The organism is Desulfovibrio sp. (genome assembly GCF_047607245.1).
GTDB lineage: Bacteria > Desulfobacterota > Desulfovibrionia > Desulfovibrionales > Desulfovibrionaceae > Desulfovibrio.
In genome coordinates, this window is record NZ_JASGDK010000082.1 from 1 (window position 1) to 15,492 (window position 15,492).

General features: G+C 56.8%; 12 protein-coding genes. 6 read left to right on the forward strand and 6 right to left on the reverse strand.

Annotated elements, in window-relative coordinates:
• Positions 1-17: 17 nt before the first annotated feature.
• Positions 18-1,022 (forward strand): inorganic phosphate transporter, encoded by a 1,005-nt coding sequence (locus tag QM579_RS06495; protein ID WP_414998362.1) that lies wholly within the window; start codon positions 18-20, stop codon positions 1,020-1,022.
• Positions 1,023-1,654: 632 nt separating this feature from the next.
• Here QM579_RS06495 and QM579_RS06500 read toward each other — a convergent pair.
• The 5 genes from QM579_RS06500 to QM579_RS06520 form a co-directional block, all read right to left on the reverse strand.
• Positions 1,655-1,870: a TraR/DksA family transcriptional regulator gene (locus QM579_RS06500; protein ID WP_414998363.1), complete on the reverse strand. Its 216-nt coding sequence runs from the start codon at positions 1,868-1,870 to the stop codon at positions 1,655-1,657.
• Positions 1,871-1,995: 125 nt separating this feature from the next.
• The gene (locus QM579_RS06505; protein ID WP_414998364.1) at positions 1,996-3,201 is read right to left on the reverse strand and encodes an aspartate aminotransferase family protein; all 1,206 of its coding nucleotides are present in this window, start codon (positions 3,199-3,201) and stop codon (positions 1,996-1,998) included.
• A 72-nt stretch (positions 3,202-3,273) separates the two neighbouring features.
• Positions 3,274-3,789 carry a dUTP diphosphatase gene (dut, locus tag QM579_RS06510; protein WP_414998373.1) on the reverse strand — a complete coding sequence of 172 codons (516 nt, stop codon included), beginning with the start codon at positions 3,787-3,789 and terminating at the stop codon, positions 3,274-3,276.
• Between the two features lie 425 nt (positions 3,790-4,214).
• On the reverse strand, positions 4,215-4,886 hold the full coding sequence (locus tag QM579_RS06515; RefSeq protein WP_414998365.1) for an adenylate kinase: 672 nt from the start codon (positions 4,884-4,886) through the stop codon (positions 4,215-4,217).
• 158 nt (positions 4,887-5,044) lie between these two features.
• Entirely contained in the window at positions 5,045-8,251 is a 3,207-nt protein-coding gene (locus QM579_RS06520) for an AsmA-like C-terminal region-containing protein (protein ID WP_414998366.1), read from the reverse strand.
• A 120-nt stretch (positions 8,252-8,371) separates the two neighbouring features.
• On the opposite strand from QM579_RS06520, the gene QM579_RS06525 reads away from it, so the two are divergent.
• Positions 8,372-9,394, forward strand: a complete 1,023-nt coding sequence (locus QM579_RS06525; RefSeq protein ID WP_414998367.1) for a glycosyltransferase — start codon at positions 8,372-8,374, stop codon at positions 9,392-9,394.
• A gap of 116 nt (positions 9,395-9,510) precedes the next feature.
• Here the strand turns inward: QM579_RS06525 and QM579_RS06530 are convergent, their stop codons facing one another.
• Positions 9,511-10,002, reverse strand: coding sequence for a hypothetical protein (locus tag QM579_RS06530; RefSeq protein ID WP_414998368.1), 492 nt, complete (start codon positions 10,000-10,002; stop codon positions 9,511-9,513).
• Positions 10,003-10,088: 86 nt separating this feature from the next.
• Between QM579_RS06530 and QM579_RS06535 the strand changes: the two genes are divergently transcribed.
• The 4 genes from QM579_RS06535 (at position 10,089) to QM579_RS06550 (ending at position 15,175) form a co-directional block, all read left to right on the forward strand.
• Positions 10,089-11,540 (forward strand): radical SAM protein, encoded by a 1,452-nt coding sequence (locus QM579_RS06535; protein WP_414998369.1) that lies wholly within the window; start codon positions 10,089-10,091, stop codon positions 11,538-11,540.
• Positions 11,541-11,772: 232 nt separating this feature from the next.
• Positions 11,773-12,219 carry a flavodoxin gene (locus QM579_RS06540; RefSeq protein ID WP_414998370.1) on the forward strand — a complete coding sequence of 149 codons (447 nt, stop codon included), beginning with the start codon at positions 11,773-11,775 and terminating at the stop codon, positions 12,217-12,219.
• A 372-nt stretch (positions 12,220-12,591) separates the two neighbouring features.
• Positions 12,592-13,578, forward strand: coding sequence for a UDP-glucose 4-epimerase GalE (gene galE, locus QM579_RS06545; protein WP_414998371.1), 987 nt, complete (start codon positions 12,592-12,594; stop codon positions 13,576-13,578).
• A 679-nt stretch (positions 13,579-14,257) separates the two neighbouring features.
• Positions 14,258-15,175 carry a bifunctional methionine sulfoxide reductase B/A protein gene (locus QM579_RS06550; RefSeq protein WP_414998372.1) on the forward strand — a complete coding sequence of 306 codons (918 nt, stop codon included), beginning with the start codon at positions 14,258-14,260 and terminating at the stop codon, positions 15,173-15,175.
• Positions 15,176-15,492: the final 317 nt, after the last annotated feature.

A 15,492-nucleotide genomic window follows, 5' to 3' on the forward strand; every position in this document is an offset into this window, starting at 1 on the left:
AGAAGCGGTGCTGAAAAATGTTTGATATTCCTGTGCTGCTGGCGCTTATTGTGCTGGTGGCGCTCATCTTCGACTTCACCAATGGTGCTCATGACTGCGCCAACGCCATTGCCACGGTGGTGTCCACCAAGGTGGTCACGCCACGGTTTGCCGTGGGGGCGGCGGCTCTGCTCAATCTGGGCGGCGCGCTTCTGGGCACGGAAGTGGCCAAGACGCTGGGCAGCGGCATTGTACTGCCTCATGTGGTTGAGGGCAGCCATGTGCTTGTTCTGGCGGCTCTGGTGGGAGCCATCGCCTGGAACTGCATCACCTGGTATTTCGGTATTCCCTCGTCTTCGTCCCACGCCCTTATTGGCGGACTTATCGGAGCAGCCGTAGCTGACGCCGGATTTGGCGCATTGAACGGCAAGGGTATTCTGGACAAGGTGCTCATCCCGCTGGTGGCTTCGCCATTGGCGGGTTTTCTTATGGGCTACCTGATCATGTGGATTATTTTCTGGATATGCGCGCGAGTACACCGCCGCCGGGTCAACGGCGTTTTCAGGCGGCTGCAACTGGTGTCAGCTGGCTTTATGGCCATCAGCCACGGCCTGAACGACGCTCAGAAGACTATGGGTATCATTACTCTGGCGTTGCTTATTTTTGGAAAAATCGACGCTGTTGAAGTACCCCTGTGGGTCAAGCTGTCTTGCGCCGGGGCTATGGCCCTGGGTACTGCCGTGGGCGGCTGGAAAATTGTGAAGACTATGGGGCACCGCATTTTCAAGCTGGAGCCCGTACACGGCTTTGCAGCTGAAACTTCGGCAGCAATGGTTATTACCGGAGCTTCGATGATGGGCGCGCCTGTGAGCACCACCCATACCATCACGGCCTGCATCTTTGGCGTGGGGTCTACCAAGCGGCTTTCTGCCGTGCGCTGGAACGTGGCCGGAAGTCTGGTCACTGCCTGGTTGCTGACCTTGCCCGCTGCTGGCACCGTTGGGTTTGTGTCCTACTGGCTGCTGCACTTTATCTGGAACTGATCACCGTTTTGTTACTGATATGAGAGCAGCCCCGGTCAACTGGCCGGGGCTGCTCTGTTTTCGGCGGTACAATGCCTGAGGTATTCGCAGTGATGCTGTCCTGGTCCGGTAATTTCCCCGTAAGACGGCTCCGTCAACGGTTCAGGCAGCCCTGCGGGCGCGTTAACCGTTGCAGTGTCAGCGGCTTGCGGATGACGACAGCGACTCTTTAGGTAAGATTTTTGCGTAACTCACCGCCGTCTTTATTCATAGCTCCCTGCGGCGCAACGGCTAAAGCAACGGCTGGAGCTACATTCCTCCACGGCGGGCGTCTGCTCATGCAGCCATCCGGGCATTTTAAAGTTGAAATGCTCCTGCTGAAACTGCGTATCTGTTCAAGCCCGATGGCATGAAAGCATGCTGCGTGTATGTGCAGCGCCGTCGTGGCGTGTTGCCGGATAAAGGGCGAGTGTCAAGAATCGGCAGTAGCCGGAAAATGCGGATCGGGCGGGTGCCCGCGCTCAAAAGTGGGGGAGGGGGCGGCTAGAGCATTTCACGCGTGAAATGTCCGCAAGGATATATCAATCCCTGCCGCAAAATAGGCGTCGGCGGGCTTTGCCTGCCATTACAAGCCTATTTCAGCGCAATGTACTCTAGCTGTCTTCGCGTTCTTCCTGGCAGGCGCGGCACAGGCCAACGCCGGGCAGAGCCTCGAGGCGTTTCTGGGGGATGGGGTCGCCGCATTCGCGGCAGCAGGCCACGCCGTTAATCATTTCGGGCCCTTCGTGGTCAATGGCCGCACGAGCTCTCAAAAGGGCAGATTCCCGGTCCAGGCGTTCCAGTTCAGTAGCTTGATCAAAAACGTCCATGCTGTCTCCTGTCAAAGTAAGCGGCAACCCCGCCGGAGCGGGGTTGCCGTAGTAATCGTAGTCGATTTTCAACGCAGATTATTTAGTCCACAATTTTTTTTCTGTAAAGCCCCTGATGGGCTTTTTCAGGCGGGAATATTGGCCAGAATATCTTCAAGGCTCTGCAAAAATGCATCAAGGTCAGCCTTGTCAATATTCAGGGGCGGCAGAAGGCGCAGGGTTATGCCGTGGCTCAGGTTGCATATGTAACCCCGGCGCAGCAGTTCTTCCCACACAGGCTTGCCGTCAACGGCAAGCTCTATGCCGATCATGAGGCCCAGGCCGCGCACTTCTTTGATTTTTCCGGGTTGGCGCGTCTGCATGGCGGCCAGTTCGCGCTTCACGTGTTCGCCCTGCTCGGCGGCCCTGTCAGCCAGTTTGTCGCGCAGCAGAATTTCCACAACCTTGGCTGCCACGCCTGAAGCAAGAGCCCCGCCGCCAAAGGTGGTAGCATGGCTGCCTGCCTCAAAGCCCTTGGCGGCCTCATCTGTGGCGAGCATGGCTCCCATAGGCAGGCCGTTAGCCAGAGATTTAGCCATGCTGATGGCGTCGGGCTTCAGCCCATGCTGCTGGAAGGCCCAGAATTTGCCAGTACGGGCAAGCCCTGCCTGAACTTCGTCGCACATGAAGAGCACGTCGCGTTCCCGGCACAGGGCTTCGAGTTGGCGCAGGTAGTTGCCGCACAAGGGTACCACGCCGCCTTCGCCCTGTACCACTTCCACCAGAACAGCGGCGGTCGCCGGGGTGATGGCTGCCTTCATTGCTTCAAGGTCACCAGCGGGAACCTGCTTGAACCCTTCGGGCAGAGGCGCAAAGCCGTCACTGAGGCTTTCGCGCCCGGTGGCGGCAAGAGCGCCAAGGGTGCGCCCGTGGAAGCAGCCTTCCAGGGTGATGATTTCGTAAGCATCGCGCTGCTTCACCTTGCGCATATAGCGCCGGGCCAGTTTGATGCAGGCCTCGTTAGCCTCCGCACCGGAATTGCAGAAAAAAGCCTTCTGATGGTGGCTGGTAGACAGCAGCAGACGGGCCAGTTCAAGCTGCTCTTCCTGATAGAACAGATTGCTCACGTGCCAGAGTTTTTCAGCGTGCGCCACAAGGGCGGCGTTGACCTCGTCGTTGCAGTGTCCCAGGCCGGTGACGGCAATGCCCGCCAGCAGGTCCACATATTCCTTGCCGTCGGCATCCCACAATCGCGCGCCCTTGCCTCGGACCACAGCCACAGGATAGCGGCTGTAAGAACGGCAGAGCAGGCTTTCTTCCCCGGCTTTGACGGCAGCAAAGGCTTGTGACATGGACGGACTCCTTTTCTCAGTGAACATATGGTGTTGGGATGGGCGCGTACCGGCGTTTCCGGTACAACGCAATCAGCGCCCGGTGTGACCGAAGCCGCCGGAACCGCGCTCTGTGGGAGCCAGTTCCGCCACTTCGCGCCAGTTCGGTCGCATAAAGGGCTGAAAGATAAGCTGGGCGATGCGTTCGCCTTTGGCGACGCGGCGTTCCTGCCCGGAGGTGTTCAGAAGGACCACCAGAATTTCTCCCGTATAGTCGGGATCTATGACGCCTACACCCTGGGCAACGGTGAGACCGTCGCGCGCGCCAAGCCCGCTGCGGGAGTAAACAAAGCCTGCAATGCCTGATGATTGGGGCTGGACGGCTATGCCCGTGCCGATTTTAAGACGCTGACCAGGAGCGATGACGGCTTCATCCTCATCCAGGCAGGCGCGCAGGTCGAATCCCGCGGAGCTGCTGGTGGCCGGGGCAAAAAAATCGTCCCCATCCTGAGCGTACAGCTGTTTGGCTGCGGGGCGCACAAAGGCCACGTCCACAGTATTATCAGCCTGTGCGGTTGCAGGCAGGCCAATCACTTCGTCCAACAGCATCGATGCGCTTCTGGTAAAGCCATTATTGTTTTGTGAATTGCTCATGGCCGAGTAGTAGCGCAGCTTGCCTTCGGGGGCAAGCATACTGTGCGGCCTTGTATTGCAGGGAGCGCGGGGTAGTGCCGGATACCGGCGGATAGCGCCCGCATATGGATGACACGCCCTGCCCCGCAGGTATGGGGGGGCATCGCCTGTCGGGTAGCCGGGCAAAGGGACAGAAATCAACCGTAAATGACGGGGTAAAGACGCAGCCTGCTTTTGTTGTTCGGGCTTGCCGCCATTCGCAATGCTGTAAAGGGGCGCCTGCCTTGCGGCGGAAGCTTCCTATCCGGCATTTGAGAAATTAGTTGCCAGAACAATGAAAAGCGGCAGCCGCCAAGCACCAAAGTGCCTGACGGCTGCCGACATCACTACTGATAAATCGTTTAGGCCAGCTTGGACAGCAGGGTTTCCTTGATGGAGTCGATGCTGCCTTCACCGTTCAGCTCAATGTACTTGGTCTTGCCCTGAGCGGCGATGTCCTTGAAGAAATAAGCGGCGGCCAAGGTGCCGTCGGTGGTGTTGTAGTAAATATCGTGGCGCTTGTTGATAGCGGATTCATCCTGGTCGTCGGAGCGACTGGAGAGATCGCCGCCACAGACGCGGCACACATCGCCAGAGGGCTTGATGGCCTCAATGAAGATATTGTTGGGATGGTTGTTGTTGTTCTTGCACAGGCGGCGGCCCATGATGCGGTTTTTGGCCACTTCACGGGGCAACAGAATTTCCACCACATAATCCAGGCGAAGGCCTTCTTTCTTCAGCGCGTCCCACAGCTTTTCAGCCTGCACCATATTGCGCGGGAAGCCGTCCAGCAGCCAGCCGTGCTGACCCTTGGTTTTCAGGGTTTCAAGCACCATAGGAATGGTGATGTCGTCAGGCACGAGGTCGCCACGGTCAATATAGGCCTTGGCTTTTTTGCCAAGTTCAGTGCCGCCGCCGATGTGTTCACGGAAAATGGCACCGGATTCGATGTGGGCGAGGTTGTATTTCTGCTTGATAAGATCGCCCTGAGTACCCTTGCCGCTGCCGTTGGGTCCGAAAATCAGAATATTCACCGTTACTCTCCTTGGCGGAACCGCAATTTTGGTTGTGCAAAAAAGAACACGCCACGAACCTAGACCGTAAAGTCGCTTCTGTCAACGGGTGACAGGAAGAATGGTCGACAAGGCGTGCATTGATATTGCGCAGAAGTGTTGTATACCAACAAATTTTTTCAGCGAAAAAGCTTCCAGGTGCCTTCGACAATGCCGCCGAGCACATCCACAAAACCCTTGGTGATGTCGCCTATGGTGTTCAAGATGAGAGTTCCGGCGCCAATGGAGGTTTTGGTGTTGCTCATGCTGCCGTAGAGACGAAGGGGAAAATCTGGCACATTTTTCATGCTGACGTTGAAATTGCAGTCCAGAGTTTCATTGTTGAAATCAATCCAGCCGCCGCCATTAACCTTAAGCCCCGGCCCTTTGAGATAAAAATCACTACCGCGCGCTACGCCATTGGTGATCGTGCCCGACGCGCCTGACGCGGTGATCATAGTGGGTTTGCCCTTGAGCTTGCCGTCAGAGCTTCTGTGCTGAAAAGAGCCGTTGAGCACCTCAACGCGCCACTTGCCGTTGAGCAAGGCGGGCAACTGATCCGGCCCGGTGAGATTGGCATGCATCTCTGAATGCACAGAGCCTTTGCCTGTAAGGGCGGCGGCTCCGCCTCTGGCATCACTGGCAGCCTTAAGATCAAAGTCGTTGATGGTGAGGGTGTTGCTGAAGCTGAGCCCCTTTGTGAAGGTGATGGAGCCCTTGCTTATGACGGGCGCGCCGTAAAACTGGCCCGTTATGGAATCGGACGTGAGCCGACCGTTTTCCAGTTTATACTTGGTACGCAGGTTTTGCAGGGTAAAGCGCATGGCCTTCAGCCTGCCAACACCCATTTCGCCTTGCGCCCGGAAGTTGCGCATGAAACGCAAGTCCCATTCCTTATTGCTGGCAGGACTGCTTTTCCCTGTGCTGCTTTTGCCATTATCCAGGTAGCGGTCAAGATCAAGTTCGTCGGCATTGAGCTTGAAATTAAGACTGAGTTGTTCTTTCCACGCCAGATTCAGCGTGCCAGTGATGGTGCTTTGGTCAAGCTTGGTGCGTATTTCGCGCAAGGAGAGTGAGGTTGTATCGCCCCTGAAACGCGTGTCCATTTCCAGACTGCTGAAGCCCTTGGGCATAGTGATTTTGCCCATGCCTGCAAGGCGCAACGTGCGGGCAAGGTCTGAACTGTAAGCAGAAACCTTGCCCTGCCAGGATGGACCTTCCTTGGCGGCGATAAAGCTGGCGTGTCCGTGGGCCTCTATGCCCAGGGCGTTGAAGTGTCCTTCGGACACAGAAAATTCGTTGCGGGCAGATTGCCCGCTGAAGCGGCCGGAGGCCTGCACATGCAGCCCATCGGGGTTGAAGGAGCGTTCCGGGTCCATGCGCAGGGAAAACGAACCGGGCAGACTGGTAAAGTCCATCTGCCCACCGTCGGCGCCATCGCCGCTGAACCATAATCTGCCGTTAATATCGGCGGCAAGGTCCAGACCGGAAGCGGCCATTCCTGCTGTCCACTGTCCTTCAAGCCCGAGTTTCTGGCCGTCCCACGCTGCTGTGCGCACCTTGAGGCCCACATCCATCATAGAAAAGGCAAAAGTTGTTTTTTTTCCGCCGCTGATACGTGGCGGCGCGCGCAAAAAACCGTTTTCAGCCCGGGCGGTCACGCTGCCGCGCAGCTTGCTCAAAAAAACATCCAGCTCGCGGCCCTGGCTCATAATGTCCACATCGGCCCGCAAGCGTCCGCCCCCTACGGGCATGACCTTGAGGTCCTTGCCAAGGTTCTCGCCATTCACGTCGCGGGCCCGCAGGCGTATGGAGTAGGGCGTGCTTTTGTCGCCGCCAAGAATGGTTTCACCCTTGACGCTGCCGCCGTAGAGCTTGCCTTCCACCAGTAGCAGGGTGTCTTCCAGACGGCTCTGCGCATCAACAAGGCCCTGACGGATGACCACCAGAGCGTCGTTGATAACGATGGTGCCGTAATCCACCTTTTTGGCGGCCAACCTGATGTTGTAGTCCAGGCCGACCTCGCCGGGCATGAGGGGGGCACCCGGAAGTGGAGTGAATGGGCCGTGCCCGAACTGGGGTTCTTCCGGCTGAACGCCCACGGCTTCGGGAATGGCGCGGCCAAGATTTACGTTGTCAGATTTGAGGTCCAGCAACAGTTCCGGCTTGTGCCAATCGGCCACACTGCCTGATCCCGTAAAGCGGCTCCCTGCTGCGGATACTTCAATATGCGGCACACGCAGCCCGGTGGCGTCCAGATCAAAAACCAGCAGTCCTTCAGTAAGTTCGTCCAGAGCCACTTGCAGGCCGGGAGCCAGATTGCGGGCAAAGCCCAGCCAGCGAGTGAGGCTTGCCCTGTGCAGTTGCAGGCGGCCTTCAATAGATGGCCCCGCGCCGTTTTTCAGATGCACTGCGCCGTCAAAGCTTACGGTATCCGGCCCCAGCGCCAGATGTAGCTTGTCCAGACTGACCGTATCGGGGCTGGATTGCTTCCATGCGGTCTTGCCCGCAAGCTTGAAGGGAATGGCAACGGCGTCTTTGCTGATGGTGCCGCCGAGGTCTGTCACCAGGGTAAGGCCGTGCTTGCCGGGAATAAGGTCGGGCGTAAGGTTGAGAGAAAATTTCAGCTCGGGCAGCCAGTCCGGCAGGTGCAGTACTCCGCTGCCAGTCATGCGCGGGCTGTGCGTCAGGGGATCAACAAGGCTGGTTTTGCCGTCGATATACAGGCTGTCCAGACGCAAAGGCTGGCCGCCGGGCGGCACAAGCGCGGCGGCTGTCCACCCAATGTTGCCGCTAATGTTGTCGCCGGGTTTGGCCTCGAGATCACACTGCACGCCTTCAATTGTCAGGCTTGAATCGTCGGCCCCCTCAATACGCGCTTCGCCTTGCTGTATTGCAAGGCGGCAACGTCCGGGCAACGGCAGCGTGCCGTCGCTGCCCGGACCCAGCAGACTCTTGAAGTCCATGTCCGGGCTCAGAGCTACGGGCACGGTTCCGGTTATGCGGGGGCGTAACAGAGATATATTGCGGGGCTCAAGGCGGCCCTGAATAAGCGCGGCAAAGTCGGGGCGCAGCGTCGCGTACGCCGTGGTGAAATGCCAGTTTTCGCCTGCGACTGTCACATTGCTTACAGCCAGGGCAGGCACGGGCAGAAGCGCCACGCTTACGGCATCCACTGTGATGGTCAGCCCGGTGCGGGTGCTCAGTTCTTCGATGAAATGCCCGGCAAGCGCTTCGGGGTTGCGCTGCAATAGGTAAAAGGCCCCCGCAGTCAGGCACGACAGCAGAAGGAAAAGCGCCAGAAAAATGCGCGTGAGAAGCCTTAATCGGCGGGCATTAAAAAGCATGTTGCAGTCTCTCGTCTTGACGCCGCGAAGCGTCGAGGCTAGGTTTCAAACCTATGGTATCTTGGCGTTGTTGGCAACTGTACGACATGCAGAAGGCTTTTTGACAGTTACCGGAGAACCATGCAACGAGTTTTATGGATAGGCAGCCCGTTTTTTGGTGCGCAATTGCGTGCCAGCGGCTGGCAGGATGTGGTCCTGCACAATTTTGAGGACGACCGTGTCTTCAGCTGGGAAGATCTTGTGCGGTTGGCGGGCTTTACGCCTGACGTGCTGGTCGTGGCTGACAAAAGTCGCCCTCCTTTTGTGCTCGGGGTTGAAAATTTCCCCTGCCTGACGGTTTTTTACAGTGTGGATTCACATATCCACACCTGGCATCCCTTCTATGCCCAGGCGTTTGACGCCTGCATAGTATCCCTGCGTGACCATCTTTCCCTGTTCTCCGGGCCTTTTCTTGATAAAGACCGGCTGTGGTGGTCCCCGCCGTTTGCCTGGGAAGAGGACCAGCCCGATCCCGAAGTACAGACCATCTGGGACTGTCTTTTTGTGGGAACTGTTTCGGAAAACATGCCCTTGCGTTCGGAATTTTTGCGTGCTCTGGGCGGTCAATTGCCGGGTTTGCACATAACCCGGGGCTCCTACAGGCAGCTTTTTTCCCATGGGCGGGTTCTGCTCAACCATTGCGAGCACGGCGACCTGAATTTCAGGGTTTTTGAAGCCCTTGGCTGTGGCGGCTGCCTTGTGACGCCCCGCGTGGGGCACGGACTCGCCGAGCTTTTTGTGGACGGCGAACACCTGGTGGGCTATGCGCCCAACGATGCGGGCGATGCTCTTTTTCGCATAAAATTTTTGCTGGAGCACCCGGAAGTGGCGGCGCACATTCGGGCAGCGGGACTAGCCGAGGTCAATGCGCGTCACCGCGCAAGCCACAGGGCTCATGCGTTTACCGACCACCTGTGCGACCTGTGGAGTTGTGGCTACGAGTGCCTTGTGCCGCAGCGCCTTGTCAGGTCAGAGGCTGTACTTGAACAATGTCTCAGATTGCTCTATCTGCACTGGGCCGATGAGTGCGGCAATCCTGATATCCGCCGGGCATACCTTGCCGCAGCAAAAGGCCGTTATGGCCTTGCCGGGCCGGAGAGCTAGGCCCGGCACCGGGGCTGATGCTGGAGCCATGTCTGGCCGATATGGCTGGGACAAATATATGGGCAAGGCGTCTGCCCGGTATTTGGGCGAAACTGTGGGGCGAACCCCAGGGCGGTTCAGCGCCTGGCCACGGCCTGTGTCACGTCCATCGGATCAAAGTGCAGATCCAGCGCCGGGTCCACGGCAGGTGAACTGGCAGCGCGCGCTTCCTGCCCATTGCCAGCAGGCGGGTCAAAGCTCAGGTGCAGCAAGGGGTCATGACTGGGGTTCTGTACCGCATCAGCGCTACGTGCCGTCAGTTTGGCAGCGCGCACGGGGTGGTATGCATTCTCGTGCGTGTTTGAGTCCATATCCATTTCCGCTTCTGCCAAGGGCGTAGAATCCATATGGATATGCTGTTGTTCCGGGCTGTCAGCATTTGAGAGCGCGGCGGACTGGCCGCCATCCAGATAGTCCATGCGCGATTCCACGGCGCGCAGCAACAACCGCAGCTGGGCGTGTTCTTCGTGCAGTTGCCGTACCAGCCGCTCCTGGCTGCGCAGCATGTAGACAAGGACGGCAAGAATGCCGAAAAAACACAAGAAAATGAAAAGCATTATGGAAAACATGAAGGGCCTCCAAAAGTACGGGCCGGGACTGCCCGGCCGCGTGTGGCCGTTATATACGTTCACCCCCGCCGGGGCAAGGAGCATTTATGGCCACGCAGCATATTGAGCCGCATCTGGTCATGGCCGATGAGCAGGGCAATATTTATGACGACGAACACCTGCTCATGGTCTGTCGCCGGGGTGCGCAATGGGGGCTGCCCCGCCCGGACGAACTTATGCCCCTGCCCGAAGAAAGCGAGTTCTTTTTGCTGCCGGGGCGTCAGGCCGTGGGGCTTGATCCCGATACAGGGGAAATAACTTCGCCCGAGGGCGAGGCTCAGTTGGCTGTGGCGGCTTTTGCCTCCCCTGCCCACACGCTTTCGGCGCATCCTGCCTACACCAGCAACCCCGGCGCGCCTTTGTTGCCGCTTTTTGCCTATGGCGCAATAGGGTTTGCGCGGGGGCGGTTTTATATCTGCGCCAAAAGGGTTGATACAGACCCGCGTCAGGTGTTCACCCGCATTCCGCGTCATCGCATCGAGCAGGGCGCGCGCAGGCTGCTGAGCGAATATCCAAAGAACAGGCTTGTTCGACATATTATGGATAATTGCGTCGCCCGGTACGATTGCCCGGCGGCCCGCAATTTTGCCCTTGGCCGCTATGAAGCCCCCCTGCCAACGTCACGGGCCTGCAATGCCCGCTGTGTCGGCTGTATTTCGGCTCAGGACAACGATTCTCCTGTGGCGGTGACGCCCCAGTGCCGTCTGGCCTTCACGCCGGAACCCGCTGAAGTGGCCGAGGTCATGCGTATTCATGCCGGACGGGAAAGCCGCACCCCTATCTATTCCTTCGGGCAGGGCTGTGAGGGAGACCCCCTCATGAACCCGGATCTTCTGGAAGAGAGCATACGGCTTTTCCGTTCAGGCGGCGGGCCTGGCACAGTAAACTGCAATACCAATGCCTCACGGCCTGAGGCCGTGGCCCGTCTGGCTGAAGCCGGGCTTACCAGCATGCGTGTCAGCATCAACAGTGCGCGGCCCACCCTGTATGAACGTTACTATCGGCCTGCGGATTACAACCTGAGCGATGTCTGCGCATCCATACGCGAGGCCAGAAGCCGTGGTGTTTTTGTATCCCTGAACCTGCTGTTTTTTCCTGGCGTTACAGATACGGAAGAAGAGCTGGAAGCTCTGGCCCGTATGGTGGGCGAAAACGGCGTGAGCATGATTCAGTGGCGCAACCTCAATATTGACCCTGAATGGTATTTTAACCTTATGAAGCAGGGCAGTGAGAACGGGGGCACGCTTGAGCTTTCTCCCAGCATGGGCCTGATACAGTTTATGAAAAGGCTGAAAAAACTGTGCCCCTGGTTGCGTCATGGCTATTTCAACCCCTACGTGGGTGAAAAGGCTGAACTGACAGCCCCCATGCCCGGAACCTGGAGCCTGCCGGAACCGCGCGCCAAGGAAGGCGCTTTGGCTCCTGGCGAGAGCGCTGGTGATGAAAGCACGCCTGACGAATGTCCTGACAACGCTGAAAAAACCGTTGTTCAGGAATAAAGAAATAAGAAAATGTGACTGCTGTCACAGATAACTTGTTGCTCTTTTGTATGGTGAAGACGCTGGCTCCGGTCGGCGTCTTCACCATATGTAGCCCCCCTCGCAAAGCATCCTGAAAGAACTTGTTATTTTACATCTGCATGGGCTTGACACGGACAAGGAACCTCATTATTTCATTTGAAAATGAATTTCATTTTATAAAGATCCGGTCAATGGCCGGAAGGAGCGTACCATGAGCAAGGTTATGATTCTGTTTGGATCCAGCACTGGTAATACCGAAAGCATTGCCCAGAAGCTGGAAGAGCTTATTGCCGCCGGTGGTCATGAAGTGACCCTGCTGAACGCTTCTGAAGCTGCTGCGGACAATCTGGCTGACGGCTATGACGCGGTGCTTATGGGCGCCTCGGCATGGGGTATGGAAGATCTGGAACTGCAGGACGATTTCGCCCCCCTGTTTGACGAAATGGAAAGCATGGGCCTCAAGGGCAAGAAGGTGGCTGCCTTTGCCTCGGGCGATATGGAGTACGAACACTACTGCGGCGCAGTGCCCGCCATTGAAGAAAGAGCCAAGGGGCTGGGTGCGGAAATTATTTGTGAAGGCCTCAAGATGGAAGGCGATGCTTCCAGTGACGCCGATGCCGTCGCCTCTTTTGCACAGGACGTGCTCAAGGGACTGTAGGAAACACGAAAAAAATAAGGGGCCTTTGAACACAAGGCCCCTGCGGCAGGCAGTCCATACGGCCCGCAACCTTTTATCAGGTCGCGGGCCGTATGACGTTTCAGAAGGGGAGACATCATGTTCCTGATAGTTTCATGCCGCTTTTATGCGATGATTATCCACTGCTGCCACTGTTTTTTTGTTTATCAAAACTTCCTGCAAGGCCCATTCTGAAAAAAGATCGTTCCTGCACTGGCATCGCGCCAAAAGAAATGGCAAAATACATTCATGGTTGTGGCAGGGCTTGCCAGAGCCACAGTTGTTGTGCAAAAAAGCGAAACTTCATTCGCGTGGCGTACCGCGCAGAGATGCTTTCAACAAAAGAGAATGCCCATGTCCATTTTGGTTTGCGGCGGAGCCGGATATATTGGTTCCCATAATGTGCGCGCATTGCTGGCGCGTGGCGAAGATGTCGTTGTTGTGGACAATTTCTTGACCGGGCACCGGGCGTCACTGCCTGACGGGGTCAGCCTGTACGAAGGCGACATACGCGACGCGGCTTTACTGGATCAGGTCTTTTCCAGCCACCGTGTGAGCGCCGTGCTGCACTTTGCCGCCAGTTCGCTGGTAGGTGAAAGTATGGAGCAGCCGCTGAAATATTTTCACAACAATGTTCACGGAATGCAAACCCTGCTGGAAGCAATGGTGCGCAACCATGTGGACAAGATAGTTTTTTCTTCCTCGGCTGCCGTGTACGGCGAACAGGAAAGTGTGCCCATTGGTGAGGATGCCCCCTTGCGGCCCACCAATCCCTATGGTGAGAGCAAGCTTATTATGGAGCGCATGATGCATTGGGTGGGCAAGGCTCACGGCATCCGTTTTGTGAGTTTGCGCTACTTCAACGTGGGCGGCGCATGGCCCGGTGGTGCCATTGGTGAAGACCACAGGCCGGAAAGCCATCTTATCCCGCTCATTTTACAGGTTCCATTGGGACGCCGCGAAATCGTGACTATTTTCGGTGACGACTATCCCACGCCCGACGGCACCTGCATTCGTGATTATCTGGATGTTATGGATCTGGCGGACGCACATATGCGCGCCCTGGATTATCTGGGCACCGGAGGCGGCAGCGAAATATGCAACCTTGGCAATGGCAAGGGGTTCAGCGTGCGCGAAATGGTGGCCGCTGCCTGCCGCGTGACGGGTTATGACATTGGCGTAACTATGGCCACGCGCCGTTACGGCGATCCGGCCAGACTGGTGGCTTCCGCTGACCGCGCCAGAGAAATTCTCGGCTGGGAGGCCAAGGCAGGTATTGATCAGATCATTGCTTCGGCATGGGAATGGCATAAAAATCATCCAGACGGATTTTCTGCCTAGGGTGAACAAATTTTGAGAACGCATGTTCTCAAAATTTACGGTACGTTTGTTATGGAGGTCTCTTCGGTGGGGCTGTTCATGCAGCCGCTAGAGCATTTCAAGGCAAGAGGTTCTGCCTTGGGAAAACTAACGCGGTCAGGTTGCGCACTCATAGGGCGTAGTCTGATCGGGCAGCCTGGCCGCTGTTCTGCGGCAGGGCACATCTGCTTTACCGCCTGGTGAGCAGGGGGAGCCCAGATAATTTATATTTACGCCTTTTTATGGGCTGGCTGTCAGGGGCTTCCCTGATTAATTTTTTTGTCGGCTGACTGCGTCAAAAGGCTATTCTTATTCCAGTCATGTACTGTAAGAGCCGCTCGTTATCGAAAAAAGCCCTTTCGTGCCTTTGGCGCACATCATCTATTAGAAACAGCCCCAAGTGTTCAACATACCCGCTCTATATTTTAGAGCGGGTTTTTTATATTATCGGCATGCATTATCGGCAGCTTTGCGGGCGGCAGGTATTGACCGCGCCAGCAGGGTAGTTATCTGAAATAGAAACAGTGAGTACGTCATGCGCTACAATGTCTTTTTTCAAATAATGGCCGTGTGCCTGCTTTGCGGCCTGTACCTTGTATCCCCGGCGGCGGGGGCAGACACTTCTGGAGCTGCCTCAGCCCGTGCTTCATCGGAGGCTGCCATGAAAACTTCATCTCCCATGCCGCCCCTCTCGGACCGGGAGGCAGACGTCATTTTGCGCAAGGGCACTGAGGCCCCATACTCTGGCCGCTATACAGAAAGTAAAGAGGCTGGAACATATGTATGCCGCCAGTGCGGTGCTGCTCTTTACAGTTCAAAAGACAAATTTGAATCTGGCTGCGGCTGGCCCAGTTTTGATACGGAACTGCCGGGGGCAGTGAGACGGCTGCCCGATGCCGACGGCAGAAGGGTGGAAATTGTCTGCGCCGCTTGCGGCGGGCATCTTGGTCATGTTTTTGAGGGAGAAGGCTTTACTGCCAAGAATACGCGCCACTGCGTCAATTCTCTTTCTATGGCTTTTTACCCGGCAGGCAGTCAGGAAGAGGCACAGGCTCTGGCGAAACGCACGCAACCCGCCCCAAAGGGTACTGCCATTATGGCGGGAGGATGCTTCTGGGGCGTTGAGGATGCCTTTCGCCGTATGCCCGGCGTGATCGACGTGGTTTCAGGATATACGGGCGGGCATGTGCCTAATCCCACCTATGAAGACGTATGCCGGGGCGACACGGGGCACGCTGAAGCAGTGCGCGTGACCTTTGATCCTGCAGTGGTCAGTTATGAGCAGATTTTGCGCCGTTTTTTTGAAATCCACGATCCCACCCAGCTTGACCGTCAGGGACCGGATGTGGGCGACCAGTACCGGTCTGCGGTATTTTTTCTTGATGCCGGGCAGGAAGCCGTGGCCCGTAAGCTTATGAATCGCCTGAGAGAGCTGGGCTATGACGTGGTCACGCGGCTGGAACAGGCCGGGCCCTTTTATGAGGCGGAGGCCTATCATCAGCGGTTTGCCGAGCGCACCGGGCGCGGGCGCTGCCATATGTCTGTGCCACGGTTTGATACACCTGCAGGAAATCGTTAGATAGTGCTGTCGCGCGCGCCTTTCCAGCTGTTTCTGAGGTGAGTTTATCCATTTTCTGGTCGAGTACCCATCAGAGTAGAAACTATGCAAAAAAGCCTGTTCTCCGTGGTATAACAACAAAATTTATCTCATGACGGCACTGGCTGGAGGATTTCAACGGTAATCTGTTTCAGAGAGAGGGCGCATCCCTCATGAAAAAGTGGCGGCGGGTATATGCCCGCCGCCACTTTATGCGTCTGTATCGTCTTTATTTATTTTTTGAGCTTCAAATTGGGCGGTACCAGCTTGATGAATTTGTCGCTGGAGTACGAAGCCGA